This is a genomic window from Xanthomonas sp. CFBP 8152 (assembly GCF_014199025.1).
Lineage (GTDB): Bacteria > Pseudomonadota > Gammaproteobacteria > Xanthomonadales > Xanthomonadaceae > Xanthomonas > Xanthomonas arboricola_B.
Genome location: NZ_JACHNO010000001.1, coordinates 53482 through 76307, shown reverse-complemented (window position 1 = coordinate 76307; position 22826 = coordinate 53482). Strand labels below are relative to the sequence as shown.

20 protein-coding genes are annotated in these 22826 nt (G+C 66.2%); 5 read left to right on the top strand and 15 right to left on the bottom strand.

What is annotated here, in order from left to right; translation table 11 throughout:
• Window positions 1-228: 228 nt before the first annotated feature.
• Genes FHT09_RS00325 through FHT09_RS00315 form a run of 3 tightly spaced genes read right to left on the bottom strand, consistent with a single transcriptional unit; the run spans window position 229 to window position 2116 of the window.
• Window positions 229-891: a glutathione S-transferase gene (locus FHT09_RS00325; RefSeq protein ID WP_184416795.1), complete on the bottom strand. Its 663-nt coding sequence runs from the start codon at window positions 889-891 to the stop codon at window positions 229-231.
• Window positions 888-1718, bottom strand: a complete 831-nt coding sequence (locus tag FHT09_RS00320) for an NYN domain-containing protein (protein WP_181141448.1) — start codon at window positions 1716-1718, stop codon at window positions 888-890. Before FHT09_RS00320 ends, FHT09_RS00325 begins: the two co-directional genes overlap by 4 nt.
• Window positions 1715-2116: a hypothetical protein gene (locus FHT09_RS00315; RefSeq protein ID WP_146096271.1), complete on the bottom strand. Its 402-nt coding sequence runs from the start codon at window positions 2114-2116 to the stop codon at window positions 1715-1717. The genes FHT09_RS00320 and FHT09_RS00315 overlap by 4 nt, the downstream gene beginning before the upstream one ends.
• 221 nt (window positions 2117-2337) lie before the next feature.
• Between FHT09_RS00315 and FHT09_RS00310 the strand changes: the two genes are divergently transcribed.
• Together FHT09_RS00310 and FHT09_RS00305 are read left to right on the top strand one after the other, a co-directional pair.
• Window positions 2338-3630: an NAD(P)/FAD-dependent oxidoreductase gene (locus tag FHT09_RS00310; RefSeq protein WP_104607247.1), complete on the top strand. Its 1293-nt coding sequence runs from the start codon at window positions 2338-2340 to the stop codon at window positions 3628-3630.
• Window positions 3631-3682: 52 nt separating this feature from the next.
• On the top strand, window positions 3683-4297 hold the full coding sequence (locus FHT09_RS00305) for a trimeric intracellular cation channel family protein (RefSeq protein WP_104607248.1): 615 nt from the start codon (window positions 3683-3685) through the stop codon (window positions 4295-4297).
• A gap of 136 nt (window positions 4298-4433) precedes the next feature.
• Here FHT09_RS00305 and rpoH read toward each other — a convergent pair whose 3' ends face one another.
• The 6 genes from rpoH to rhlB all read right to left on the bottom strand — a co-directional run bounded on the left by rpoH (window position 4434) and on the right by rhlB (window position 10518).
• Window positions 4434-5309 (bottom strand): RNA polymerase sigma factor RpoH, encoded by an 876-nt coding sequence (rpoH, locus tag FHT09_RS00300; RefSeq protein ID WP_024938885.1) that lies wholly within the window; start codon window positions 5307-5309, stop codon window positions 4434-4436.
• 199 nt (window positions 5310-5508) lie between these two features.
• Window positions 5509-6234: a uracil-DNA glycosylase gene (gene ung / locus FHT09_RS00295; RefSeq protein WP_104536759.1), complete on the bottom strand. Its 726-nt coding sequence runs from the start codon at window positions 6232-6234 to the stop codon at window positions 5509-5511.
• A 5-nt stretch (window positions 6235-6239) separates the two neighbouring features.
• The gene (locus tag FHT09_RS00290; protein WP_166773926.1) at window positions 6240-7082 is read right to left on the bottom strand and encodes a response regulator; all 843 of its coding nucleotides are present in this window, start codon (window positions 7080-7082) and stop codon (window positions 6240-6242) included.
• 8 nt (window positions 7083-7090) lie between these two features.
• Window positions 7091-8041 (bottom strand): permease-like cell division protein FtsX, encoded by a 951-nt coding sequence (gene ftsX / locus FHT09_RS00285; protein WP_104607249.1) that lies wholly within the window; start codon window positions 8039-8041, stop codon window positions 7091-7093.
• A complete protein-coding gene (gene ftsE / locus FHT09_RS00280) occupies window positions 8038-8724 on the bottom strand; it encodes a cell division ATP-binding protein FtsE (RefSeq protein WP_016903688.1) in 687 nt (228 codons plus the stop codon). Before ftsE ends, ftsX begins: the two co-directional genes overlap by 4 nt.
• A gap of 75 nt (window positions 8725-8799) precedes the next feature.
• A complete protein-coding gene (gene rhlB, locus FHT09_RS00275) occupies window positions 8800-10518 on the bottom strand; it encodes an ATP-dependent RNA helicase RhlB (RefSeq protein WP_104607250.1) in 1719 nt (572 codons plus the stop codon).
• A gap of 198 nt (window positions 10519-10716) precedes the next feature.
• On the opposite strand from rhlB, the gene trxA reads away from it, so the two are divergent.
• Window positions 10717-11058 carry a thioredoxin TrxA gene (trxA, locus tag FHT09_RS00270; RefSeq protein ID WP_005923050.1) on the top strand — a complete coding sequence of 114 codons (342 nt, stop codon included), beginning with the start codon at window positions 10717-10719 and terminating at the stop codon, window positions 11056-11058.
• A 217-nt stretch (window positions 11059-11275) separates the two neighbouring features.
• Window positions 11276-13177 carry a transcription termination factor Rho gene (gene rho, locus FHT09_RS00265; protein WP_104607251.1) on the top strand — a complete coding sequence of 634 codons (1902 nt, stop codon included), beginning with the start codon at window positions 11276-11278 and terminating at the stop codon, window positions 13175-13177.
• Window positions 13178-13296: 119 nt separating this feature from the next.
• Here the strand turns inward: rho and aceK are convergent, their stop codons facing one another.
• The 6 genes from aceK to FHT09_RS00235 all read right to left on the bottom strand — a co-directional run bounded on the left by aceK (window position 13297) and on the right by FHT09_RS00235 (window position 21236).
• Window positions 13297-15036 carry a bifunctional isocitrate dehydrogenase kinase/phosphatase gene (gene aceK / locus FHT09_RS00260; protein ID WP_104607252.1) on the bottom strand — a complete coding sequence of 580 codons (1740 nt, stop codon included), beginning with the start codon at window positions 15034-15036 and terminating at the stop codon, window positions 13297-13299.
• 267 nt (window positions 15037-15303) lie between these two features.
• Entirely contained in the window at window positions 15304-17535 is a 2232-nt protein-coding gene (locus tag FHT09_RS00255) for an NADP-dependent isocitrate dehydrogenase (RefSeq protein WP_104607253.1), read from the bottom strand.
• Between the two features lie 390 nt (window positions 17536-17925).
• Complete coding sequence (locus FHT09_RS00250) at window positions 17926-18483, bottom strand: hypothetical protein (RefSeq protein WP_104607254.1); 558 nt, start codon at window positions 18481-18483, stop codon at window positions 17926-17928.
• A 62-nt stretch (window positions 18484-18545) separates the two neighbouring features.
• Window positions 18546-18839, bottom strand: a complete 294-nt coding sequence (locus tag FHT09_RS00245) for a LysM peptidoglycan-binding domain-containing protein (protein ID WP_104536487.1) — start codon at window positions 18837-18839, stop codon at window positions 18546-18548.
• 102 nt (window positions 18840-18941) lie between these two features.
• Window positions 18942-19757 carry an NADPH-dependent 7-cyano-7-deazaguanine reductase QueF gene (queF, locus tag FHT09_RS00240; protein ID WP_104607255.1) on the bottom strand — a complete coding sequence of 272 codons (816 nt, stop codon included), beginning with the start codon at window positions 19755-19757 and terminating at the stop codon, window positions 18942-18944.
• Window positions 19758-19919: 162 nt separating this feature from the next.
• Window positions 19920-21236 carry a M20 family metallopeptidase gene (locus FHT09_RS00235; RefSeq protein ID WP_104607256.1) on the bottom strand — a complete coding sequence of 439 codons (1317 nt, stop codon included), beginning with the start codon at window positions 21234-21236 and terminating at the stop codon, window positions 19920-19922.
• 255 nt (window positions 21237-21491) lie between these two features.
• On the opposite strand from FHT09_RS00235, the gene FHT09_RS00230 reads away from it, so the two are divergent.
• Complete coding sequence (locus FHT09_RS00230; RefSeq protein ID WP_104536490.1) at window positions 21492-22733, top strand: efflux RND transporter periplasmic adaptor subunit; 1242 nt, start codon at window positions 21492-21494, stop codon at window positions 22731-22733.
• The last annotated feature ends 93 nt before the right edge of the window (window positions 22734-22826 follow it).

Below are 22826 nucleotides of genomic sequence, written 5' to 3'. Positions count from 1 at the left end.
CGTATCGCACGCGGGGCAGCGCAGCAGCCAGACCCAGGTGTTGTAGGAGCGCACCTGGGCGCGATGTGGCGTTACCGGGAATGCCATCGCGCCCCGGTGCGCTCCTACGACAACGCGAGCTACTTGGCTGCGCGATGTGCGAGGCCCCGTACTTGCAGCAACGTGTTGGGTCGGCGGCGCGTGCGGTGCTTGCCATGAACCACGCTGGCCTGAGCTGTGGCGCGAAACTCAGGTAAGCGCAGTCATCACCCCACGCTGGTACGCGGGCCGCGCGCGCAGGCGCTGGTACCACGCCTGCAGATGCGGCAGCTCGGGCCGCTCGATCGGCATTTCGAACCACGCGTAGATGAAGCTGCCCAGCGGAATATCGCCCATCGCAAATTGTGCGCCGGACAGATACGGCTGCTGCGCCAGGGCCGCATCCGCGCGTGCGAGCAGTTCGCCCGAGCGCGTCAGGGCCGCGGCGATGCGCGCAGGATCGCGCTCGGCCTCCGGCGTGCGCAGCACGCCCCAGAACAGGTCGCGGAACACGCCGGCAAACGTCGAGGTGGTCCAGTCCATCCAGCGATCGCCCAGCGCGCGTTCGGCCGGTGCCTGTGGATACAGGGCCGGCGCATATTGCGCAGCCAGGTAGCGCACGATCGCATTGGACTCCCACAGCACCAAGTCGCCATCCTGCATCGTCGGCACCAGACCGTTGGGATTCAACGCGCGATACTCGGGCGTGTCGTTGCGACCAAACGCACCGCCGACTTCGATCGAGGTATAGGTCACCCCGGCTTCTTCGGCGCACCACAGCACCTTGCGCACATTGCTGGAATTGCGCCGTCCCCATAGCGTGATCGAGGCGCTGCCTGCAGCCGATTGCGTTGCAGCGTCGGCCCCCCTCATTTCCCCGCTGCCGGCTTGGGCGTCGTGCGCGCCGGACGCTTCGCGGTGGACGCCTGCGTGGCGACAGCGGCCGCTGTCTGCGCCGCTTTCGCCCGCCCGCCCTTGGGCGCATCGCGCACCCACAAGGCCTGCTCGTCCTGCTTGATCTCGAACAGGCCGATCGCACGCACCAGGTCGCTGAGTTTGCGATAGCCGTAATTGCGCGGATCGAACGAGGCCTGGTTGGCCACCTGCTTGCCCACCGCCCCCAGGTGCGCCCAGCCATCGTCTTCGCAGGCACTGTCGATCGCATTGCGCAGCATCTGCACCAGCCGGGTGTCGCCGCGCAGCGCGGTGGCGTCCTTGCGGCCGGCGGCGGTGTCGCTGGCCGCTGCCGCCTGCTCGCCCAGCGCTTCGACATAGGTGAACTTGGAACAGGCATTGACGAACGGCGCCGGGGTTTTCTTCTCGCCAAAGCCGTACACCTTCATGCCATCGGTGAGCAGACGCATCACCAGCGGAGTGAAATCCGCATCGCTGGAGACGATCGCAAAGCCATCCAGATTGCGCGCGTACAGCAGATCCATCGCATCGATCACCATCGCCATGTCCGAGGCGTTCTTTCCCGAGCTGTAGGCAAATTGCTGGATCGGCCGGATCGCATATTCGTGCAGCGCCGCTTCCCAGCTCTTCAGGTGCGGGCTCTTCCAGTTGCCGTAGGCACGGCGCACGTTGGCCACGCCATAGCGCGCCACTTCGGCCAGCACCACATCGATCTTGCCGGCCGGCGCGTTGTCGGCATCGATCAGCAAGGCGATGCGTTTGTCGGGATTGTCGATCATGGTCATTCCTTGTAGAAATCGTTGGCATCGACGTCGATGCCACGAGCGCCGCCGTCCGTGCCGCCCAGCGGGAAGTACCGGCCATCGTGCAGCGTGAGCACGCCGCCAGTCAGCAGTTCGCGATCGGCGCCCTCGCTGACCAGGGTGGCATGCACCCGGCCACCGCCACGTTCGCCTTCCACCTCGAAGACGAAGTCATCGATGCCCGGCGCAAGACTGGTGCGATACAGATCCAACCGCATCGTGTGGATCTGGCCGATCTGTGCCTGCATCACCGCATCGTCCTGCAGGGCGGTGCGCGCCTGATCGGCAAACAGCGACCACCCGGTTACGATCAACCAGACGAAGGCGCCGATCACCACCACCGCGAGCGGCAACAGGCAGCCCAGCAGGCCGATCGTCACGCTGCTGATCCTCTTTTTCGGCCGCGCGGCGGATGACGGTGCGGGCGGCATCGGCGGCGGGGACGGCGGCGGCGGCAAGGGAGGTGGCAGCGACGACATGCGGTGACCGGATGACTGAATGAGAGACGACATGATGCCGTAGACGCGCCATGCGCACGCATCCTATTCATTGACGATGCGGCAAGCTGATGCGCCCGCGTCGCATTCCATCGGACCTTACGATGACTTCTTCCCCCTCCCAAGCTCCGCTGCACCTGGTTGTGGTTGGCGGCGGTTTTGCCGGCTTATGGGCCACCCGCGCGCTCGACGATCCCGGCATCCGCATCACCCTGATCGACCGCCAGAACCATCACCTGTTCCAGCCGCTGCTGTACCAGGTCGCCACCGCCGGGCTGTCGGCACCGGATATCGCCGCGCCGTTGCGCCACATCCTGCGCGAGCAGCGCAACGTCGAAGTGCTGCTCGGCGACGTCGCTGAAATCGCACCCGCCCGCCGTGAGGTGGTGCTCGCCGACGGCAGCACGCTCGGCTACGACATGCTGCTGCTGGCCGCTGGCGCCACTCACGCCTACTTCGGCAACGATCAATGGGCCGAGCATGCGCCCGGCCTGAAGACGCTGTACGACGCGCTGGTGCTGCGGCGCAAGTTGCTGCTCGCCTTCGAGCGCGCCGAGGCCGAATCCGACCCGGCCGCACGCGCGGCCTGGCTGAGTTTTGCCGTGGTCGGCGGCGGCCCGACCGGCGTCGAGCTGGCCGGCACGCTGGCCGAAATCGCCCGTCACACGCTCAAGAACGAATTCCGCCATATCGACCCGCAGCAGGCGCGCGTGCGCCTGGTCGAAGCCGGGCCGCGCGTGCTGCCCTCGTTCCCGGACGACCTCACCGCCAAGGCGCGCAAGCAGCTCGAGCGCCTGGGGGTGGAAGTGCACACTGGCACGCCGGTCAGCCATATCGATGCGCTGGGCTATCAGCTCGGCGAGACCTTCGTGCCTGCACGCACCGTGGTATGGGCCGCCGGCGTGGCCGCATCGCCGCTGGCGCGCACGCTCGGCGTGCCGCTGGACCGCGCCGGCCGCGTACTGGTGGAGCCGGACCTGAGCGTGCCTGGCCACCCGGAGATCTTCGTCGGCGGCGACCTGGCCTCGGTCCAGCAGGACGGGCGCCCGGTGCCGGGTGTGGCACCGGCGGCAAAGCAGATGGGCAAGCACATCGCCAGGACGATCCGCGCCCGCCATCGCGGTCAGCCTGCACCGGCTTTCCGTTATCAGGACTACGGCAACCTGGCCACGATCGGCCGCATGGCCGCCATCGTGCATGTGGGCAAGCTCAAGCTTTCCGGCATCGTGGCCTGGTGGTTCTGGCTGGCCGCGCATGTGTACTTCCTGATCGGTTTCCGCAACCGGTTCGTGGTGCTGGTGAACTGGGCGATGGCGTACTGGAGCTACCAGCGCGCCGCGCGCATCATCTTCGGCGGTGCCACCGACGACCCGCCGCCCAGCAGCAAGGACGGATGACAGCGCCGCAGGCCGTGCGCGATGCTGTGCGGCCTGATGCGACAGTCTGATCGTGACCACTCTCCTGTTTCTGCTGGATCTGCTCGGCACCTTCGTGTTCGCCCTCAGCGGTGCGACCGTGGCGGTGTGCAATCGCCTGGATCTGTTCGGCGTACTGGTGCTGTCGTGCGCGGCGGCGGTGTCCGGCGGCATCGTGCGCGATGTGCTGATCGGCGCCACCCCGCCGGCCGCGCTGGTGCATCCGCAGTACCTGCTGGTCGCCTGCCTGGCCGGCGTGGCCGGTTTCTACTGGCATGCGGCGGTGGAACGGCTGCGTAACCCGGTGCAGCTGTTCGACGCGGCCGGGTTGGCGCTGTTTGCGGTCTACGGCACCAGCAAGGCGCTCGACTATCAGCTCACCCCGCTCAGCGCGACCTTGCTTGGCATGCTCAGCGGCATCGGCGGCGGCATCGCGCGCGATCTGCTGGTGGCGCGGACGCCGGTGGTGCTGCAGGCCGAGCTGTATGCGGTCGCCGCGCTGGCCGGTGGCGGCCTGGTCGCGATCGGGCACATGCTCGACGTGCCGCAGGCCTGGTCGCTGGCAACCGGCGCGCTGGTCTGTTTCGGGCTGCGTTTCATGGCCATCCGCTATGGCTGGCATCTGCCGGTGGCGCGCCTGCCGGAATAGCGCAGGCGGCCGCCGTACGTAGTCGATCATCGACGGGCAACCACCAGGCTTCGGACGCGAAGCATCGGCAGCGCCACACATGCAAACGGCCCGGAAAACCGGGCCGTTTCTATACCACCTGCCGCGCGATCAGGGATCAGGCGACGAACAGTGCCTTCATCTTCTTCAGCGCATTCGCCTCGATCTGGCGGATACGCTCGGCCGACACGCCGTACTCGTCGGCCAGCTCCTGCAGCGTCACCTTGGAGTCGGAGTCCAGCCAGCGACGCTTGACGATATCGCGCGAGCGCGTGTCCAGGCCGGCCATGCCTTCGCGCAGCAGCTGCAGCTGATTGTCTTCGCTGTCGTGACGCTCGTAAGCCTGCGACGGATCTTCGTCGTTGGCCACCAGGTAGCTCACCGGCGACGGCGGGCCGTGATCGTCGTCTTCGTCGGACGAGGCATCGAAGCCGATATCGCGACCGGACAGACGCGACTCCATCTCCATCACTTCGCGCTCGGAGACGTTCAGGTCCTTGGCGACTGCGGTCACCTCGGACGCATTGAGCCAGCCCAGGCGGGTCTTGGACTTGCGCAGGTTGAAGAACAGCTTGCGCTGCGCCTTGGTCGTGGCGACCTTGACGATGCGCCAGTTCTTCAGAATGAACTCGTGCATTTCGGCACGGATCCAATGCACCGCGAAGCTGACCAGGCGCACGCCCATTTCCGGGTCGAAGCGCTTGACCGCCTTCATCAGGCCGATATTGCCTTCCTGGATCAGGTCGCCAAGCGGCAGGCCGTAGCCGTTGTAGCCGCGAGCGACGTGCACCACGAAGCGCAGATGGGAATGGACCAGCTCGCGCGCGGCGTCCAGATCCAGCTCGTCACGGAAGCGACGGGCAAGATTCTGTTCCTCATCGACCGACAGCACCGGGATCTGGTGCACGGCACCGATGTAGGCGTCCAGCGAACCGAGCGCACTGGGAATCGGGAGATTGTTTGCCACAAGGGCAGTCGAGGTGATCTGGTTCATAGGGCACCATCTTAGCAGTCGAACTAGTGGACTGCCGGGTACAGAAAGAGTTCCCAGCATTCCATTTATAGGACGTTCGGGCTTTTTGCAGTGTCGTCGTTCTAAGGCAAAGCTCCCGACTTCAGGCGCTTACGCTACCACCGCCGTCCTGCGCAGACCGTGACAAAGACGCCGCGAAATGGACCGACGCCAGGATCGTTCAGCCCCTGGACGAGGTGGTGTCCAGCGCGTTGCGCGGCGGCAGCGACCAGTCGATCGGACCGAGCCCACGGCGCTGCAGGTGCTCGTTGGTCTTGGAGAAGTGCTGGCAACCCAGAAAGCCGCGATGCGCTGACAACGGCGAGGGATGCGGGGCCTTGAACACGCGATGGCGCGCCTGGTCGATGACCTTGCCCTTGGCCTGCGCGTAGCTGCCCCAGAGCAGGAACACCAGGCCTTCACGCTCGCGGTTGAGGGTCTCCACGACATGGTCGGTGAAGCCCTCCCACCCCTTGTTCTGGTGCGCGCCAGCCCTGCCCTGCTCTACCGTCAGCACCGCATTGAGCAGCAGCACGCCCTGACGCGCCCACGGCATCAGATAGCCATGGTCCGGCCGCGCGATGCCCAGGTCGTCCTGGATCTCCTTGTAGATGTTGAGCAGCGACGGCGGCACCGGCACGCCGGGCAACACCGAAAAGCACAGCCCATGCGCCTGGCCTTCGCCGTGATACGGGTCCTGGCCAAGGATCACCACCTTGACCTGTTCGAACGGGGTGGCATCGAAGGCCGCAAAGATCTGCGGGCCCGGCGGGAACACCCGCGCGCCGGCCGCCTTGCGCTGGCGCAGGAATGCGGACAGCTCCTGCATTTCCGGGCGCAGTAACCAATCGCCCACCCGCGCCTTCCACGACGGTTCCAATTGGATACGTGCTTCCACCTCAGCCACTTCGGTCATAGCGTGACCGCCTGATCCTCGAGCCGTGCCAGGCGCAGCTGGAACAGCACCTTGGTCACCAGCAGACGTTCTTCGATGGGTTTTTGCACCAGATCGTTGGCGCCGGCGCGCAGCAGTTCGGACTGGTTGCGCGGATTGGTGTCGCCGGTCATCACCAGCACCGGCAGCCGGCGCTTGCCGTAGGCGAAGTCGATGCGGATGCGCTCGACCACGTCGCGGCCGTTGAGCTCGCCCTTCAGGGTCACATCGGTCAGCACCACGTCGATGCGGCGCTCGGTGCGGCCCAGCGACTCGGCGGTCAGCAGCGCGAAGGCATCCTCGGCGGTGAGCACATGCACCACCTTCAGGCTCTGCCGCTCGAGCATGCGCTTGGTCGCCTCGGCCACCACGCGGCTGTCCTCGATGTACAGCACGGTCGCGCCGACCACCGGCTCGGGCTGCACATAGCCGCGGATGAAGGTCGCCAGGGCTTCGTGACCCAGCGCCTTGTCGAAATAATCGGTGACGTACTCGGTGAAGCGACGCTCCACCAGATGCTGCTGCGCGTCGCCGGAGACCACGATCACCGGCACATAGGCCTGGCCGGCCGCTTCGCGCACGCTGCGCGCCAGGGTCAGACCGTCGCCATCGGGCAACGACAGCGAGGTGGTGACCAGATCCACCGCACCGGCTTCCAGCGCGTGGCGCGCCTCGGCGATGCTGGAGCAGCCGATCACCTGCACGTTGGGCAGATCGCGCTGCAACACATCGGCGATCAGCTTGCGCACCAGCTTGGAGCCATCGACCACCATCACGCGCGGCGCGTCACTGATCAGGTGCTTGAGATCTGGTGGGTGCATGGCAGGCCTCAGGTCTCGGTGGGACGGGTCTGGCGAAGGAAATGGCCGGTCACCAGCCAGGCGCCCAGCCAGCCCAGGACCAGCGTGCCGACCAGGACCATCGCAGAATGCAGCAGATCCAGCCCGTGCAGGGTAAAGGAGCTGCCGTAGCTGTCGGCCAGGATCGCCAACGGCGCGCGCAGCGCCAGCCCGGAGGCGGCGATCAGCGCGAGCGCCACGGCGCCGGCACCGAGCCCGTACCAGGCCCCCAGATACAGGAACGGACGCCGGATGAAGCCATCGCTGGCGCCCAGCAATTGCAGCACGCCGATTTCCTCGCGCCGCGACTGGATGTCCAACCGCACCGTATTGCCCACCACCAGCACCGCGCCGACGCCCAGCAGTGCCGACAGCACCTGCACCAGCCGCTCGCCGAAGTGCAGCCAGCCATCCAGGCGCTTGCGCCACAACGCGTCGTGCTGCACCTGGTCGGCCTGCGGCAAGGCCTGCAGCGCGCCGGCCAGCTGCGCATCGTCGGCGGTCTCGGTGGGCGTGACGACCAACAGCGTGGGCAGCGGGTTGTCGCCCAGCGCATCGATCGCCTCGTCGAGCTTGGCGCTCTCGCGCAGCTCGGTCAGCCCCTGCGCCGGCGTACGCAGCGTGACCTGGGCAACGTCCGGGCGCGCGCGCAGCTCGCCGGCCAGGGCCCGCGCGGCCTCGGCGCCGATCTCGACCTTCAGGAACAGATTGATCTCGCGCGACTGCTGCACGCTGCCGGCCAGCAACTTGACGTTGTCCAGCGCGATCGACAGCCCCAGCGGCAAGGCCAGCGCCAGCGCCATCACCACGATGGTCAGCAAGGTGGCCCAGGGCTTGCGCATGGCACGGCCCAGGCTGAAGGCGATGCTGTGCAGATGGTGGTCGATCCACACGCCGACCCGCGAGGGGGCGACGGCGTCGGTATTGGCGGGTTTGCTCATTCGGCCAGATCCTGCGGCGAGATGTCGTCGACCAGCCGGCCGTGATCCAGGATCAGCACGCGCTTGCGCATCTGCTTGAGCAGGGCCAAATCGTGGCTGACCACCAGCACGCTGGTGCCGCGCGCGGGCAGCTCGGCGAACAACTGCATGATTTCCGCGGCCAGCGCCGGATCCAGATTGCCGGTGGGCTCATCGGCCACCAGCAGGCGCGGTTCGCCGACGATGGCGCGGGCGATGCCCACGCGCTGCTGCTCGCCGGCCGACAACTGCGACGGCAAGGCCCTCTCGCGATGGGCCAGACCGATCCGCTCCAGTGCCGAGCGCACCCGCTTGCCGATCTCGGCACGCCGGGTGCCGCGCAGGATCAGCGGCAACGCCACGTTCTCGGCGATGCTGCGGTCGTTGAGCAGACGATGGTCCTGATAGACCGCACCCACCTGACGACGGTGCAGCGGAATCTGCCGGCCGCGCACCTTGAGCAGGTTGCGTTCGCCCAGCAGCACCGCGCCCTGGCTGGGTCGCTCGCTGAGGTGGATCAATTTGAGCAGGGTGCTTTTGCCGGCGCCGGAGTGGCCGGTCACGAACAGCATCTCGCCATCGGCCACTTCGAAGCTGACATCGGTCAGCGCCTGGTGGCCACCGGCGTAGTGCTTGCTGACGTTGTCGAAACGCAGAACGGTCATCCGGCGATTATGCCGGAGCGCCAGCGCTTGCGTCGCATCGCCGGAGCCCGGCGATGCGACGCAGGCCGTAGGCGATCAGTTGCCGGACACCAGCGAGCGCAGACGACGACCGATACGGCTCAGCAGCGACGGGCTGCCGGACGGCTTGGCGGCGCTGCGCACCGGTTTGGCGACCACCTGGGTGGGCTTGCGCGGTGCGGCAGGTGCGGCAACCGGTGTGGAGGCCACTGCCGGCTCGGCACCCTCGACCGGACGGCCGTTGCGACGACGCCGCCGCTTGCGCGGTGCGCGCTCGGCATCGGCCACGATGGTGGAAGGCGCCTCGACCGACGCCGCAGCAACCACCGGCGTTTCGCTCGGCGCTGCCGCGGCCGGGGCTGCGCCCTCCACACGCGGCTTGCGACGCGGACGCGGCTTGCCATCGGCGCTGCCGCCGTCGCGACGACCGCCGCCATTGCCGCTGCGCGACGCACCGCCCGGGCCGCTGCGACCGCCACCGCGGCGCTGCTCTTCGGCAGCACGCTGTTCGCGCGCCTCGCGGAAGATCGTGCCCACGCTGTCGCCCGCATCGTCGTCGGCCTCTTCGCCTTCCACCGGCACGCGCGCGGTGCGCGGCAGCGGCGTCAGCAGCTCGGAGGTCACCGGCTCGACCGGGATCTTCTGCTCGATATAGGCCTCGATGTCCGGCAGGCTCATCGCATAGCGCTCGCAGGCGAAGCTGATCGCATCGCCCTCTTCGCCCAGCCGCGCGGTACGGCCGATGCGGTGCACGTAGTCTTCCGCATCGAACGGCAGGTCGTAGTTGTAGACGTATTTGACCCCGTCGATATGCAGACCGCGCGCGGCCACGTCGGTGGCGACCAGGATTTCGAGCTGTCCCTTCTGGAAGCGGTTGAGCAGCGACTCGCGCTTCTTCTGCGGCACATCGCCCGACAGCACGCCGACCCGGTAGCCATGCCGCTCCAGGGTGCGCGCCACGCGCTCGACGAACGCCTTGGTATTGACGAACACCATGGTGCGCGCGCCTTCGCTACGCGACAGCAGGCCCAACAGCAGCGTCTGCTTCTCTTCGTCGGAGGGGAAATAGATGCGCTGGCGCACCCGCGCGGCGGTGATGCTTTCCGTTTCGACGACCAGCTTTTCCGGCTCGTTCATGTGCTCGTAGGCGAGCTCGAGCACGCGATGGCTGAGCGTGGCCGAGAACAGCAGGGTCTGCCGGGTCCCGCGCTCGGGCATGCGCCGCAGCAGGAAGCGGATGTCCTTGATGAAGCCCAGGTCGAACATGCGGTCGGCTTCGTCCAGCACGCAGATCTCGCAGGCGTGCAGCGAGACCACCTTGTGCTGCTTGACGTAATCGATCAGCCGGCCCGGGGTGGCGATGATCACGTCCACGCCCTGCTGCAGCAGCTCGCGCTGCTTGTCGTAGTCCACTCCGCCGTAGACCAGCGCAAAGCGCAGGCCCAGGTCGGCGCCGAACTTGACCGCATCCTTGTGGATCTGGATCGCCAGTTCGCGGGTCGGTGCCAGGATCAGCGCGCGCGGGTCTTCCGGCTTGCGGTCTGCCAGCGCCGGGCGGATCAGCAGGCGGTTCATCACCGCCACCAGGAACGCCAGGGTCTTGCCGGTGCCGGTCTGGGCCTGGCCGGCGACGTCGCCGCCCGGCAGCGCGACCGGCAGGGTCAGCGCCTGGATCGGGGTACAGCGGGTAAACCCGGCGCTCTCCAGCCCGGCGATCAGCGCCGGATGCAGGTCGAACGTGGAAAAAGTCAAATCGGTCAGCGGTTTGTCGCTCATTATTCCGTCTTCGTGAGGCGCCCTGGGCAGCCCGGGCGCGGCTTGCATCGATGCCGACAGCGTCGCAAACTGCGGCTGTTGTGGCGGACAGCGCGGCTTCAGGACTGATACTTGATTCAGTCGCGCAATGCCCCAGTTTAACGCAATGTAGCGGCCTGCCCGTTCGGGCGGGCCGTTTTGGTTTCCAGGAGACCCAACGTGAGCGACAAGGTTCAACATGTCGGCGATGCCGACTTCGATACAGCTGTACTGCAATCCGGCGAACCGGTGCTGGTGGATTTCTGGGCCGAGTGGTGCGGACCCTGCAAGATGATCGCCCCGGTGCTGGACGATCTGGCCGATACATACCAGGGCAGACTGAAGGTTGCCAAGGTCAATGTGGACCAGAACCGCGCCCTGGCCATCAAGTACCACGTGCGTTCGATCCCGATGCTGTTGCTGTTCAAGGACGGGCAGGTGCAGGCCACCCAGATCGGTGCGGTTGGCAAGGGCCAGCTGACCCAGATGATCGACAAGACCCTGGGCGGCGCGGCCGCCTGAGCGGGTGGGCGTCCAGCGATGGGCGCCCGGTGATGCGCCAGCAGTTAAATCCTGCTGCGGCAGGCGCTTGCGCGGTTGCGCGCAGCGGTGATAGTGTCAGTTGATCCGGAGCACGTTCGTGCGCCGACGTACCCCTCTAGAAACCTCTTCTAGACTCCCATCACCTAAAGTTCGCCCCCCAGCCGGGCGCTCGCACTCTTAGCGAGGAATCACGCACTTGTCCGATCATCCTTCCTCCGATACCGGGAGCAGCGTCGACGCTCCTGTCGAGAAGCGCGTGCGCAAGCCGCGCGTGAGCAAGACCGCCGCTGCCACCGACGACGGTGGCGCGCAGCAGCCCAACCTGCCCTTGCCCGCCAGCCCCGCATCCGACGCTCCACGTGCCCCGCAGGCACCGTCGCACGCTGCCGACTCGGCACCGGCGCAGACGTCCGGCGATGGCGCCTCTTATGCCGGTAACACCCCCAGCGCCAACCAGGGCAACCCGGGCGGCGACACCCATGGCGACTCCCGCGAGGGTGGCCAGACACAGCAGCAGCGCTTCAATCAGGCGCAGCAGCAGCAGAACCAGAATCAGGCGCAGCACCGGGCTCAGGGCCAGAACCAGGGTCAGGCACAGGCACAGGCGCAAGGTCAGGGCCAGGGCCAGGATCAAGCCCAGAATGGCGGCCAGAACCAGCAAGGTCAGGGCCAGGGGCAGAATCAGCAGGGCAACCGCCGTGACCGCTTCCGCAACCGCCGCGACCGTGGACGCGACCGCTTCGGCAACGAGGGCGGCGGCGGCATGCCGTCGTCCGATGGCAGCAACGAGCCGTTCATCGCGCGTCCGCACCCGGCCGTGCCGGAAGGTTTCCCGGTCTATTCGCTGAGCGATCTCAAGCGGATGCCGGCGCAGAAGCTGCTGGACATCGCCGACCAGCTCAACATCCAGGAAGGCGTGGCGCGCGCGCGCAAGCAGGACGTGATCTTCGCCCTGCTCAAGGTGCTGACCCGCCACGGCGAAGGCGTTGCCGCCGACGGTGTGCTGGAAATCCTGCCTGACGGCTTCGGCTTCCTGCGTGCCGCAGAAGCCAGCTACCTGGCCGGCCCGGACGATACCTATATCTCGCCCAGCCAGATCCGTCGCTTCAACCTGCGCACCGGCGATCACCTGTCCGGCCGCATCCGCTTCCCCAAGGACGGCGAACGCTATTTCGCGCTGTCGATCGTCGACACCATCAATGGCGAGCCGCTGGAAGCCAGCAAGAACAAGGTGCTGTTCGAGAACTTGACCCCGCTGTTCCCGCGCCGGCGCTTCCGGCTGGAGCGTGGCGATGGATCGACCGAGGACATCACCGGCCGCATCCTGGATCTGATGGCGCCGCAGGGCAAGGGTCAGCGCGCGCTGATCGTCTCCCCGCCCAAGGCCGGTAAGACCATGATGATGCAGCAGGTGGCCACGGCCATCACCAGCAATCATCCCGAAGTGCACATGATCGTGCTGCTGATCGACGAGCGCCCGGAAGAAGTGACCGAAATGCAGCGCACCGTGCGCGGCGAGGTCATCTCCTCCACCTTCGACGAACCGGCCGCCCGCCACGTGCAGGTTGCCGAGATGGTGATCGAGCGGGCCAAGCGCCTGGTCGAGCACAAGAAGGATGTGGTGATCCTGCTCGACTCGATCACCCGTCTGGCACGCGCCTACAACAACGTGGTGCCCAGCTCGGGCAAGGTGCTCACCGGTGGTGTGGACGCCAATGCGCTGCACCGTCCGAAGCGTTTCTTCGGTGCGGCCCGTAACGTCGAAGAAGGCGGCTCGCTGACCATCATCGCCACGGCGCTGGTGGAAACCGGCAGCAAGATGGACGAGGTGATCTACGAAGAGTTCAAGGGCACCGGCAACAGCGAAGTGCATCTGAACCGTCGCATCACCGAAAAGCGCGTGTATCCGGCGATCGACATCAACCGTTCGGGCACGCGTCGCGAGGATCTGCTGATCGAGCCGGAGCTGCTGCAGAAGATCTGGATCCTGCGCAAGCTGCTGCACCCGATGGACGAAATCGCAGCGATGGAATTCCTGCTGGACAAGATGAAGACCACCAAGTCCAACGACGAGTTCTTCAGTTCGATGAAGCGCTGATTCGGTCGGCATTCTCGATATGAAAAAGCCCCGCATCGCGGGGCTTTTTTTGTGGGCGCGGTATTCGTGCAGACGGGCACCTGGTTATCGTCTGCGCCACGCCTGCCGTCGTTCGGCGGCTACGCCAGCCGACGCGAATCCGCATACGGCGGGGTGTCGGGGTAGTCGTCCTCGCGCAGCCGGGCTTGTAGCTCGCGCCACCATTGCGGGTCGAACAGCTCCGGATGCAGGTGCTTGACCGCTTCCAGCTGCGAGGACGGCAAGCCCATGAACAGCGCGAAGCGCTCGGGGAACACGTCGCGCGGGCCGACATGGAACCAGGGCTCGGCAGACATCTGCTCTTCATAGGTGGCGGGGGTTGGCCAGTCGCGGAAGGTGCATTCGGTGATCAGGCACAGCTCGTCGTAGTCGTAGAACACCGCGCGCTGATGGCGGGTGATGCCGAAGTTCTTCAGCAGCATGTCGCCGGGAAAGATGTTGTTGCGCGCCATGTCCTTGATCGCCTGGCCGTAGTCCAGCGCGGCCGCATGCGCGGCCTCGGGCAGTTGTTCGCGCAGGTAGAGATTGAGCGGGCGCAGGCGGCGCTGCACGTAGCACAACGCGATCAGCACGTCCTGGCCATCTTCGCTCAGACTCGTCGCACAGCTGGTCTGCAGCTCTTCCAGCAACGCGGGCGAGAAACGCGACTTGGGAAACCGCAGGAAGCGATACGGCTGCGCGTCCAGCAAGCGGCCGATGCGATCGAGCTGGAACACCAGCTCGTACTTGCCCTCCACCTGTGCGCGGCTCATGGTTTTGGGATACGCGAAGCGGTCGCGGATCAGCTTGAATACCAGCGGATAACTGGGCAGCGTAAACACCACCATGACCATCCCGGGCGTGCCATCGGCATGCACCAGCTGCTCGGAGGGATGGGCCTGGAAATGACTGAAAAAGGTGCGATAGCGCTCGGTCTTGCCCTGCTTGGCGCGCCCGAGCATCGTGTACAGCTCGTCGACCGGCTTGTGGGTAAGCAGGCTGCGCAAAAACACCACCGCGTCGCCGACGGTGGACAGATCGGCCTGGAAATAACTGCGCGAATTGCTGAACAATTGCGCGACGTCGCTGCGTCGGGTCAGCACCGCTTCGGCACGCAGACCGGCGTCGTCGTTGACCAGGGCGATGACACATGGCGAGAAGCGATGCTCGCCGAACACGCGGCCGACCAGGTAGGCGCGACGCTCGCGATAGAACACCGTTTCCAGCAATTCGACACTGCGCACCGGATGCTCGCCCCAGTGCGCGAGATCGTCGAGCAGACGCACCGCGATCGCCGCTGCACAGCGGGTACGATGCACATACGGAACCTCGAAGGAATAATCGCCGAGCACGCGCACCAGCATGTCGGTCAGCCGGCCGGGCGAGACAGCGTAGGTATGCCGCGCCACCGGCACGGTGATCGCATCGGTCGGCTCGATATCCAGCGCGATGAATTCGATATCCGCATCCACGCCATGGGTGCCGAAGTAACGCCGGGTCAGGGTGTTGTAGAAGGTCTTGTACAGCTCCTGATCGATCAGCCCGCTCAGCAGTGCGGCGTAATGCACGCGTGCGCGCATCCACAGCGCGCGATCGTGCGCCTGCCCCAGCAGCACCGCGCGCAGACGCAGCATGCATTCGCTGATGTACTGGTCGTAGAGCGCGATCCGTGCCACCGCGTCATCGCGCGCACAGCTCCAGTCGCGCGTTTCGAAGCGCTGTTTGGCGCGTGCGGTGATCTCGGCGAACCGGGCGTGGTAGTCCTCGAAGGCGTCGTACACGGCATGGGCGATCGCCAGCGCACGGCGCTCGGACTGCGGCGGTAACGGGAGCTGGCTCATGCCGGCAGTGTACCCAGCGCATGTTGCGGCGTGCAGCCGAGCGCACCGGCCAATCGAACAGGCGCGCAGCCGACCAGATACCGGGGCTGCCCGCAACCAGGCGCAGGATTTCTCGCAGGCAAGGCATTGCAAGGCCATCAGGCCTGGCACGCAACGACGGTGTTCTCGCAGTTGCATGCAAACGCCGAAAACGACAAGGCCCGCCCCTGATCGAGGCGGGCCCTGACTGTCGCAGCTGCTGGACGCACCGCCAGGCGGTGCGCTGGATCAGGCCTTCAGCGTGGCCAACACGTCGTTGAAGGTCTTGCTCGGGCGCATGGCCTGGCTGACCTTGGCCAGGTCCGGGTGGTAGTAGCCGCCGATCTCGACCGGCTTGCCCTGGGCGCCGTTGAGCTCGGCCACGATGGTGGCTTCGTTCTCGGTCAGGGCCTTGGCCAGCGGTGCGAACTTGGCCTGCAGGGCGGTGTCCTCGGTCTGCGCAGCCAGGGCCTGCGCCCAGTACATCGCCAGATAGAAGTGGCTGCCGCGGTTGTCGAGTTCACCGACCTTGCGCGCCGGCGACTTGTTGTTGTCCAGGAACTGGCCGTTGGCCACGTCCAGCGCCTTGGCCAGCATCGTGGCGGACGGGTTGTCGTAGCGGTTGCCCAGATGCTCCAGCGATGCGGCCAGGGCCAGGAACTCGCCCAGCGAATCCCAGCGCAGGCTGTTCTGTTCGACGAACTGCTGCACGTGCTTGGGCGCCGAGCCACCGGCACCGGTCTCGAACAGGCCGCCACCGGCCATCAGCGGCACGATCGACAGCATCTTGGCGCTGGTACCCAGCTCCAGGATCGGGAACAGGTCGGTGAGGTAATCGCGCAGCACGTTGCCGGTGACCGAGATGGTGTCCTGGCCCTTGCGGATGCGCTCCAGCGAGAAGGTGGTCGCTTCCACCGGCGGCAGGATGCGGATATCCAGGCCATTGGTGTCGTGGTCCTTCAGATAGGTGTCGACCTTGGCGATGACCTGCGCATCGTGCGCGCGGGCCTTGTCCAGCCAGAACACCGCAGGCGTCTGGCTCAGGCGCGCGCGCTCCACGGCCAGCTTGACCCAGTCCTGGATCGGTGCATCCTTGACCTGGCACATGCGCCACAGGTCGCCCGCTTCCACCGCATGTTCGAAGACGGTGGCGCCGGTGTCGTCGGTGACCTTGACGGTCCCGGCGGCGGCAATCTGGAAGGTCTTGTCGTGCGAGCCGTATTCCTCGGCTTTCTGCGCCATCAGGCCGACGTTGGGCACCGAGCCCATGGTGGACGGATCGAATGCGCCATGCGCCTTGCAGTCGTCGATCACCGCCTGATAGACATCGGCGTAGCAGCGATCGGGAATCACCGCCTTGGTGTCCTGCAGCTTGCCTTCGGCATTCCACATCTGACCGGAGTCGCGAATCATCGCCGGCATCGACGCATCGACGATCACGTCGCTGGGCACATGCAGGTTGGTGATGCCCTTGTCGGAGTTGACCATGGCCAGGGCCGGGCGCTGCGCGTATTCGGCCTGGATATCAGCCTTGATCTGCGCCTGCTGGTCGTCCGGCAGCGTGGCGATGCGTGCGTACAGGTCGCCGATGCCGTTGTTGGGATCGAAGCCGGCCGACGCAAGCGCCTCGGCATGCTTGCCCAGCGTGTCCTTGTAGAACTCGCCGACCACCACGCCGAACAGCACCGGGTCGGAGACCTTCATCATGGTGGCTTTCAGATGCACCGAGAACAGCACGTCGCGGGCCTTGGCATCGGCGATCTGCGCGTCGATGAAGCCGGCCAGCGCGCGCTTGCTCAACACCGCGGCATCGACGATCTCGCCGGCCTTGACCGCGACCTTGTCCTTCAACACGCTGCTGCTGCCGTCGTTGCCGACGAACTCGATCTTCAACGAGCCAGCTGCGGCCACTGTGGCGGATTGCTCGCTGCCGAAGAAGTCGCCATCGTCCATGTGCGCCACGTGCGACTTGGAGTCGCTGCTCCACTTGCCCATGCGGTGCGGATGCTTGCGTGCGTAATTCTTCACCGACAGCGGCGCGCGGCGATCGGAATTGCCCTCGCGCAGCACCGGATTGACCGCGCTGCCCTTGACCTTGTCGTAGCGCGCCTTGATGTCCTTTTCCGCATCGTCCTTGGGCGTGTCCGGATACGCCGGAAGCGCATAGCCCTGGCCCTGCAGTTCGGCGATGGCGGCCTTGAGCTGCGGCACCGAGGCGCTGATGTTGGGCAACTTGATGATGTTGGCTTCCGGCGTGGTGGCCAGCTCGCCCAGCTCTCCGAGGTCGTCGGCGATCTTCTGCGCGTCGCTCAGGTGCTCGGGAAACAGCGACAGGATGCGGCCGGCCAGCGAGATGTCGCGGGTTTCGACCACGATGCCGGCGGTATCGGTGTAGGCATCGATGATCGGCAGCAGCGACTGCGTGGCCAGATACGGTGCTTCGTCGGTGAGCGTGTAGATGATCTTCGGTGTCTTCGACATAAGGTGCGATGGCTCGTGTGGTCGGAAGGAGCGCCGGCGTCCTTGGCACTGGCGTTGGCGTGCGCGACGGGGGTCGCTGCTGGCACGCCGATCAGCCAGCGCGTGGAACGCGGCGATGGATCAGCACGGCATTGTCGCGTCTGAGCCGCGCCCGGGTAAAGCGACCACAGGCGGATGCTCCATCCCGCCGCCGGCCGATGCAATGGATGCAGCTGTAACGAACATGCCATGCAAGCAAAAGGGCGCCACCTTGCGATCGCGCCCTTTTGTGTCATTGCCTGAGTCAAGCATCCGGCCCAATGCACTGTCGCCGTCTACAAAAACCCTGGGGATGGCCAGTGCGGCCACCCGCCACTAGCGATGCGGGATGTGCCTTGTTCGTCGGCGTGCTCACTTCACCGAGATGGTTTGCGGCGCACCGGCCGGCTTGCCATTGACCATCGCCTGCACGGTGTACGTGCCGACCGGCCAGCCATCAGGCTTGGTGAAGCTCAGGTTGGTGGTCTCTGCGCCGGTGGTGTTGAGCGTTGCGGTCTGCTCGCCGGCAACCTGGCCGTCCTGATAGGTCATCTTGGCCGCCACCGGCACGTTATTGGCGCTACCGTCGGTCTTGATCGAGACGATGATCGTGTTCTTGTTCCCGATGCTGGCAGACGGCGTCACGCTCTTGTCCGCAGCGGCCTGGGTGCCCACCACCACGCTGGAAACCGTGACTGCCGATCCAGCAGATGCCGCGCTGTCGGTGCTGGCAGCGCCGGTTGCGCTGCTCTGGCCGGCCTGATCGCTTGCCGGCGGTGTGCCGGCCGGACCCGGCATTGCCTCGGTGGCAGCGCCCGCGGTTGGATCCTTGGACACGCTGTCGTCGTCGGCCTTCTTGTTGCAGCCCGACAACGCTAGAACGCCGGCCAGGGCAATGGCGAGGGTGCTGGAAACGGTTGTAGTACGCATAGATCAATCTCCGGATATCAAACTATAAAATGGGTCGAAAAGGCGCCAGGTGTGCGATGCGCCTACGATTTCGGCGGCAGCTGCAGGACCTGCCCTGGAAAGATCTTGTCCGGATCCTTGAGCGTTTCGCGGTTGGCCTCGAAAATACGTGGCCACAGGTTGCCGTCGCCGTAATGGCGCTTGGCGATGCTGGAAAGGCTATCGCCCGCCTGCACGGTGACCGATTCGCCAACCAGTTGCGCAGTGCTCTGCACGCTGGTGCGAACGTTGGAAAAGTCCGCCGTCGGCGCAACCTCTGCGGTGCTATCCACCGAAGACGTCACGTTGGAAAAATCTGCTTTCTTGTCGACATTCATTGCCGCAATCCCTGTGCATCACGATGACTGCAGAGTGCGCGGTGCGCTGTTAAGCGTGGATCGCGCCACCGTGAAGCTGGCGCGATCCTTGGTTGGGCGCGATCACTGGCGCAGGTCGCGGAAGATCGACAACGGTGTCGGCACGTTGGGCGAACTACGCAACGGGTTGATGTCCAGCCCGCCACGGCGGGTATACCGCGCTTCCACCACCAACCATTCGGGTGCGCAACGGAGCAGCACGTCATTGAAAATACGCTCCACGCATTGCTCGTGAAACCCGGCGTGGTCACGGAAACTCACCAGATAGCGCAGCAGGCCTTCGCGATCGATCGGTGCGCCGCGGTAGCGCAGCGTGACGCTGGCCCAATCCGGTTGACCGGTGACCGGACAATTGGATTTGAGCAGGGCCGAGGTCAGCACTTCTTCCACGATCGGTTGTGCGTGCGCCGACAGATACGCCGCATTGGGCGGGCCGTAGTCGTCGATGCTGACATCCAGCGCGTCGATCGATTCGCCCTCGCCCACCGCATCGATCGGCGGCAGACCGAATTCCATCGCCACATCGGCGCCGGCGCGCGTGGACAGGTCCGAGACGATGCGCGTGCGCACCGCTTCGGCGCTATTGAAGCGGGTGGCATTGAGCGAGTTGAGATACAGCTTGAGCGACTTGGATTCGATCAGCGACGGCGAATCGCTGGGCACATGCAGGGTCGCCGTGGCCACGCACGGCTTGCCCTGTGCATCGAGCCAGCTGAGTTCGTAGGCATGCCAGCGATCGCGACCGATAAAGGGCAGGACCGCGGTCAGGCCGATCGCCTCGCGCCCGGCCGCGCGTGGAATGGGGAACAACAGCGACGGATCGTAGCCGCTGGGATAGGCGACCTCACGACCGAGGGCGGAATCTTCTGGGGTGTTCATCGCGCCATTTTAGGCCGAGCGGGCTGGCCGTGAGATATATGGCGGACGCTGGAGTACCCAGCTGGCAGCAGAGCAGCGGGCCTTCAAACGGCCCGCCGCCGCCGCACGATCACCAACGCTCAGCGGAAACAGCGCAACTGCACACGATTCCCGATTCCCGATTCAGCCAGCCTCACCCTGATGCAGGTAATCCAGCGAGACCTGCAACAGCGCGCGCAAGCCCACGTCCAGCGACGATTCGTCGAGCAGGAACTGCGGCGAATGGTTGCTGGGCGCGGTCGCCGGGTCGATGCCCTTGGCGGTGGAGCCGACGAAGAAGAACATCGACGGCACCTGCTGGGCGTAGAACGAGAAGTCTTCCGCGCCCATCTGCAACGGCGGCTCATAGACATTGTCGGCGCCGACCACGGCCTGCAGGCTGGGCAGCATCCTGGCGGTCAGCGCCGGGTCGTTGATCGTGGCCGGGTTGCCGGGCTGGTCCGGCACCTGCGCCTGCACCTTGGCCCCGTGGGCGGCTGCGGTGTGCTCGGCCACCATCTTGAGGTCGGCGAAGATCTGCTGGCGCATGGCTTCGTCGAAAGTGCGGATGGTGCCGACCATTTCCACGTCGTCAGGGATGATGTTGTAGCGGATGCCGCCCTTGATCGCGCCGAAGCTCAACACCGCCGGTTGTTTGGACAGGTTGGCGCGGCGGCTGATCACGGTCTGCGCGGCGCCGATCATGTCGGCGCTGGCCACGATCGGGTCGATGCCGTTCCACGGCGCCGAGCCATGCGTCTGGCGGCCGATCATCTTGATCGCGAACCGGTCCGAGGCCGCCATCAGCGGGCCGCTGCGCACCGCGATCTTGCCGGCCTGCACGCTGGAGAACACATGCAGGCCGAACACCGCCTGCGGGGTGAAGTCGGCGAACAGGCCTTCCTTGAGCATCAGCGACGCGCCGCCCTCTTCATTGCCCGGCGCGCCTTCTTCGGAGGGCTGGAAAATCAGCATCACTTCGCCAGGCAGCTGCTCGCGCATGCCGACCAGCGCTTCGGCCACCCCGAGCAGGATCGCGGTGTGGGCGTCGTGGCCGCAGGCATGCATCACCCCGACCTGCTCGCCGCGGTACTCGGCGGTGACCTTGGAAGCGAACGGCAGGCCGGTCTGCTCCTTGACCGGCAGTGCGTCCATGTCGGCGCGCAAGGCGATCTTCGGACCCGGCTTGCCGCCCTTGATGATGGCGACCACGCCGTGATGGGCAATGCCGATGCGCGACTTGAGGCCGAGCTTGCGCAGCTGCGCGGCCACGGTGGCGGCGGTGCGCTCCTCGCGGTTGGACAGTTCCGGGTGCTGATGGAAGTCGCGGCGCCATTGCACCAGCTTGCTCTGCAACGGCGCGGCAGCGGCCTGGACTTCGGGCCGGGGCGCAGCCTGGGCGGCGGCGAGGGTGGGCAGGGCGAGCAGCAACGCGCTGGTCAGCAGACGGGAGTGGCGCATCGGCGATCCTCTAAAGACGGTTGCCTAATGTAGTGCAGGTGCGCGCTCGGTGGGCTGCGGTGGGGCTCGATTCAGGCCAGCGGTCAACCGCATCGGCCCTGGCGCGTTGCCGCTGAACTGCATCTGTGAACGCTGCGGTCGTCTGGTCCGGCGGGCCGTTACTTCAGTAACGCTCAATTGCCTGATCGCAACGATATGCTTCGCACAGCCGCCCCACGGTCGCACCAGCGCCCGGCCCGCCCTCAGGAGTTTCGCATGTCGCGTTTTTGGAAGATCACACTGCTGGTCGTAGCGGTGCTCGTCTTGGTGTTCGTCGCAATGCGGATGTTCGGTGGGGGCAATCACGGCAAGCGGGCGGACGCGCCGGACGGCGATGGCACCGAGAACAGCGGCCCGGTACCGGTCACGGTCGTGGCCGCCACCACCCAGGATGTGCCGGTCTACGCCAGCGCGCTGGGCACGGTGACCGCGCTCAATACCGTCACGGTCAGCCCGCAGGTCGGCGGCCAGCTAATGAGCCTGAATTTCAAGGAAGGCCAGGAGGTGAAGAAGGGCGAGCTGCTGGCGCAGATCGACCCACGCACGCTGCAGGCCAGCTATGACCAGGCGCTGGCGGCCAAGCGCCAGAACCAGGCGCTGCTGGCGACCTCGCGGGTGAACTACCAGCGCTCCAACGACCCGGCCTACAAGCAGTACGTCTCGCGCACAGACCTGGATACCCAGCGTAACCAGGTGTCGCAGTACGAGGCGGCGGTGTCGGCCAACGATGCGCAGATGCGCTCGGCGCAGGTGCAACTGCAATTCACCCGCGTGACCGCACCGATCGACGGCATCGCCGGTATCCGCGGCGTGGACGTGGGCAATATCGTCAGCGCCAGCTCCACCATCGTCACCCTGACCCAGATCCGCCCGATCTACGTGTCCTTCAACCTGCCCGAGCGCGAGTTGCAGGCGGTGCGCAGCGGCCAGGCGGCCGCCCCGCTGGACGTGGCGGCGCTGGATCGCGGCGACGCGCACGTGATCAGCGGCGACGGCAAGCTGGAGGTGATCGACAACCGCATCGCCGCCGACAGCGGCACCTTCGGTGCGCGTGCGATCTTCGCCAATACCGACAATGCGCTGTGGCCGGGCCAGTTCGTCAACGTGCGCCTGCAGCTGCGCACCATCTCCGGCGGCACCGTGGTGCCGACCCAGGCCGTGCAGCGCGGCCCGGACGGCGATTACGTCTACGTGGTCGGCAGCGACAACACCGCGCAGATGCGCACCGTGGTGCAGGGCGTGGAAGTGGACGACAGCCATGTCCAGGTCACCAAGGGACTCAAGCCGGGCGAACGCGTGGTGACCGAAGGCCAGTTCCGGCTCAAGCCGGGCAGCAAGGTCAGCGCGCTCAAGCCGGGCGAAACCCCGCCGGAGCCGACCGAGGCCGAACTCAAGGCCGCGCAGGACAAGAGCCGTGACGGTGCCGGCGGCCGACGCGGCGGCGGCGGTCCGCGCTAACTCGCGAGCACCGGCGACGGGACTTCCGTCGCCGGTGTGCCTCGGCGCTGCGCGCGCCGGCATCGATTGACGTCTTCAGCAAGGACACCCCCC

Excerpts from the sequence above, each read along its gene's own strand:
- FHT09_RS00325 (WP_184416795.1), bottom strand. The coding sequence starts at position 891 with ATGAGGGGGGCCGACGCTGCAACGCAATCGGCTGCAGGCAGCGCCTCG.
- FHT09_RS00320 (WP_181141448.1), bottom strand. The coding sequence starts at position 1,718 with ATGACCATGATCGACAATCCCGACAAACGCATCGCCTTGCTGATCGAT.
- FHT09_RS00310 (WP_104607247.1), top strand. The coding sequence starts at position 2,338 with ATGACTTCTTCCCCCTCCCAAGCTCCGCTGCACCTGGTTGTGGTTGGC.
- rpoH (WP_024938885.1), bottom strand. The coding sequence starts at position 5,309 with ATGAACCAGATCACCTCGACTGCCCTTGTGGCAAACAATCTCCCGATT.
- FHT09_RS00290 (WP_166773926.1), bottom strand. The coding sequence starts at position 7,082 with ATGCACCCACCAGATCTCAAGCACCTGATCAGTGACGCGCCGCGCGTG.
- ftsX (WP_104607249.1), bottom strand. The coding sequence starts at position 8,041 with ATGAGCAAACCCGCCAATACCGACGCCGTCGCCCCCTCGCGGGTCGGC.
- ftsE (WP_016903688.1), bottom strand. The coding sequence starts at position 8,724 with ATGACCGTTCTGCGTTTCGACAACGTCAGCAAGCACTACGCCGGTGGC.
- rhlB (WP_104607250.1), bottom strand. The coding sequence starts at position 10,518 with ATGAGCGACAAACCGCTGACCGATTTGACTTTTTCCACGTTCGACCTG.
- aceK (WP_104607252.1), bottom strand. The coding sequence starts at position 15,036 with ATGAGCCAGCTCCCGTTACCGCCGCAGTCCGAGCGCCGTGCGCTGGCG.
- FHT09_RS00255 (WP_104607253.1), bottom strand. The coding sequence starts at position 17,535 with ATGTCGAAGACACCGAAGATCATCTACACGCTCACCGACGAAGCACCG.
- FHT09_RS00250 (WP_104607254.1), bottom strand. The coding sequence starts at position 18,483 with ATGCGTACTACAACCGTTTCCAGCACCCTCGCCATTGCCCTGGCCGGC.
- FHT09_RS00245 (WP_104536487.1), bottom strand. The coding sequence starts at position 18,839 with ATGAATGTCGACAAGAAAGCAGATTTTTCCAACGTGACGTCTTCGGTG.
- queF (WP_104607255.1), bottom strand. The coding sequence starts at position 19,757 with ATGAACACCCCAGAAGATTCCGCCCTCGGTCGTGAGGTCGCCTATCCC.
- FHT09_RS00235 (WP_104607256.1), bottom strand. The coding sequence starts at position 21,236 with ATGCGCCACTCCCGTCTGCTGACCAGCGCGTTGCTGCTCGCCCTGCCC.
- FHT09_RS00230 (WP_104536490.1), top strand. The coding sequence starts at position 21,492 with ATGTCGCGTTTTTGGAAGATCACACTGCTGGTCGTAGCGGTGCTCGTC.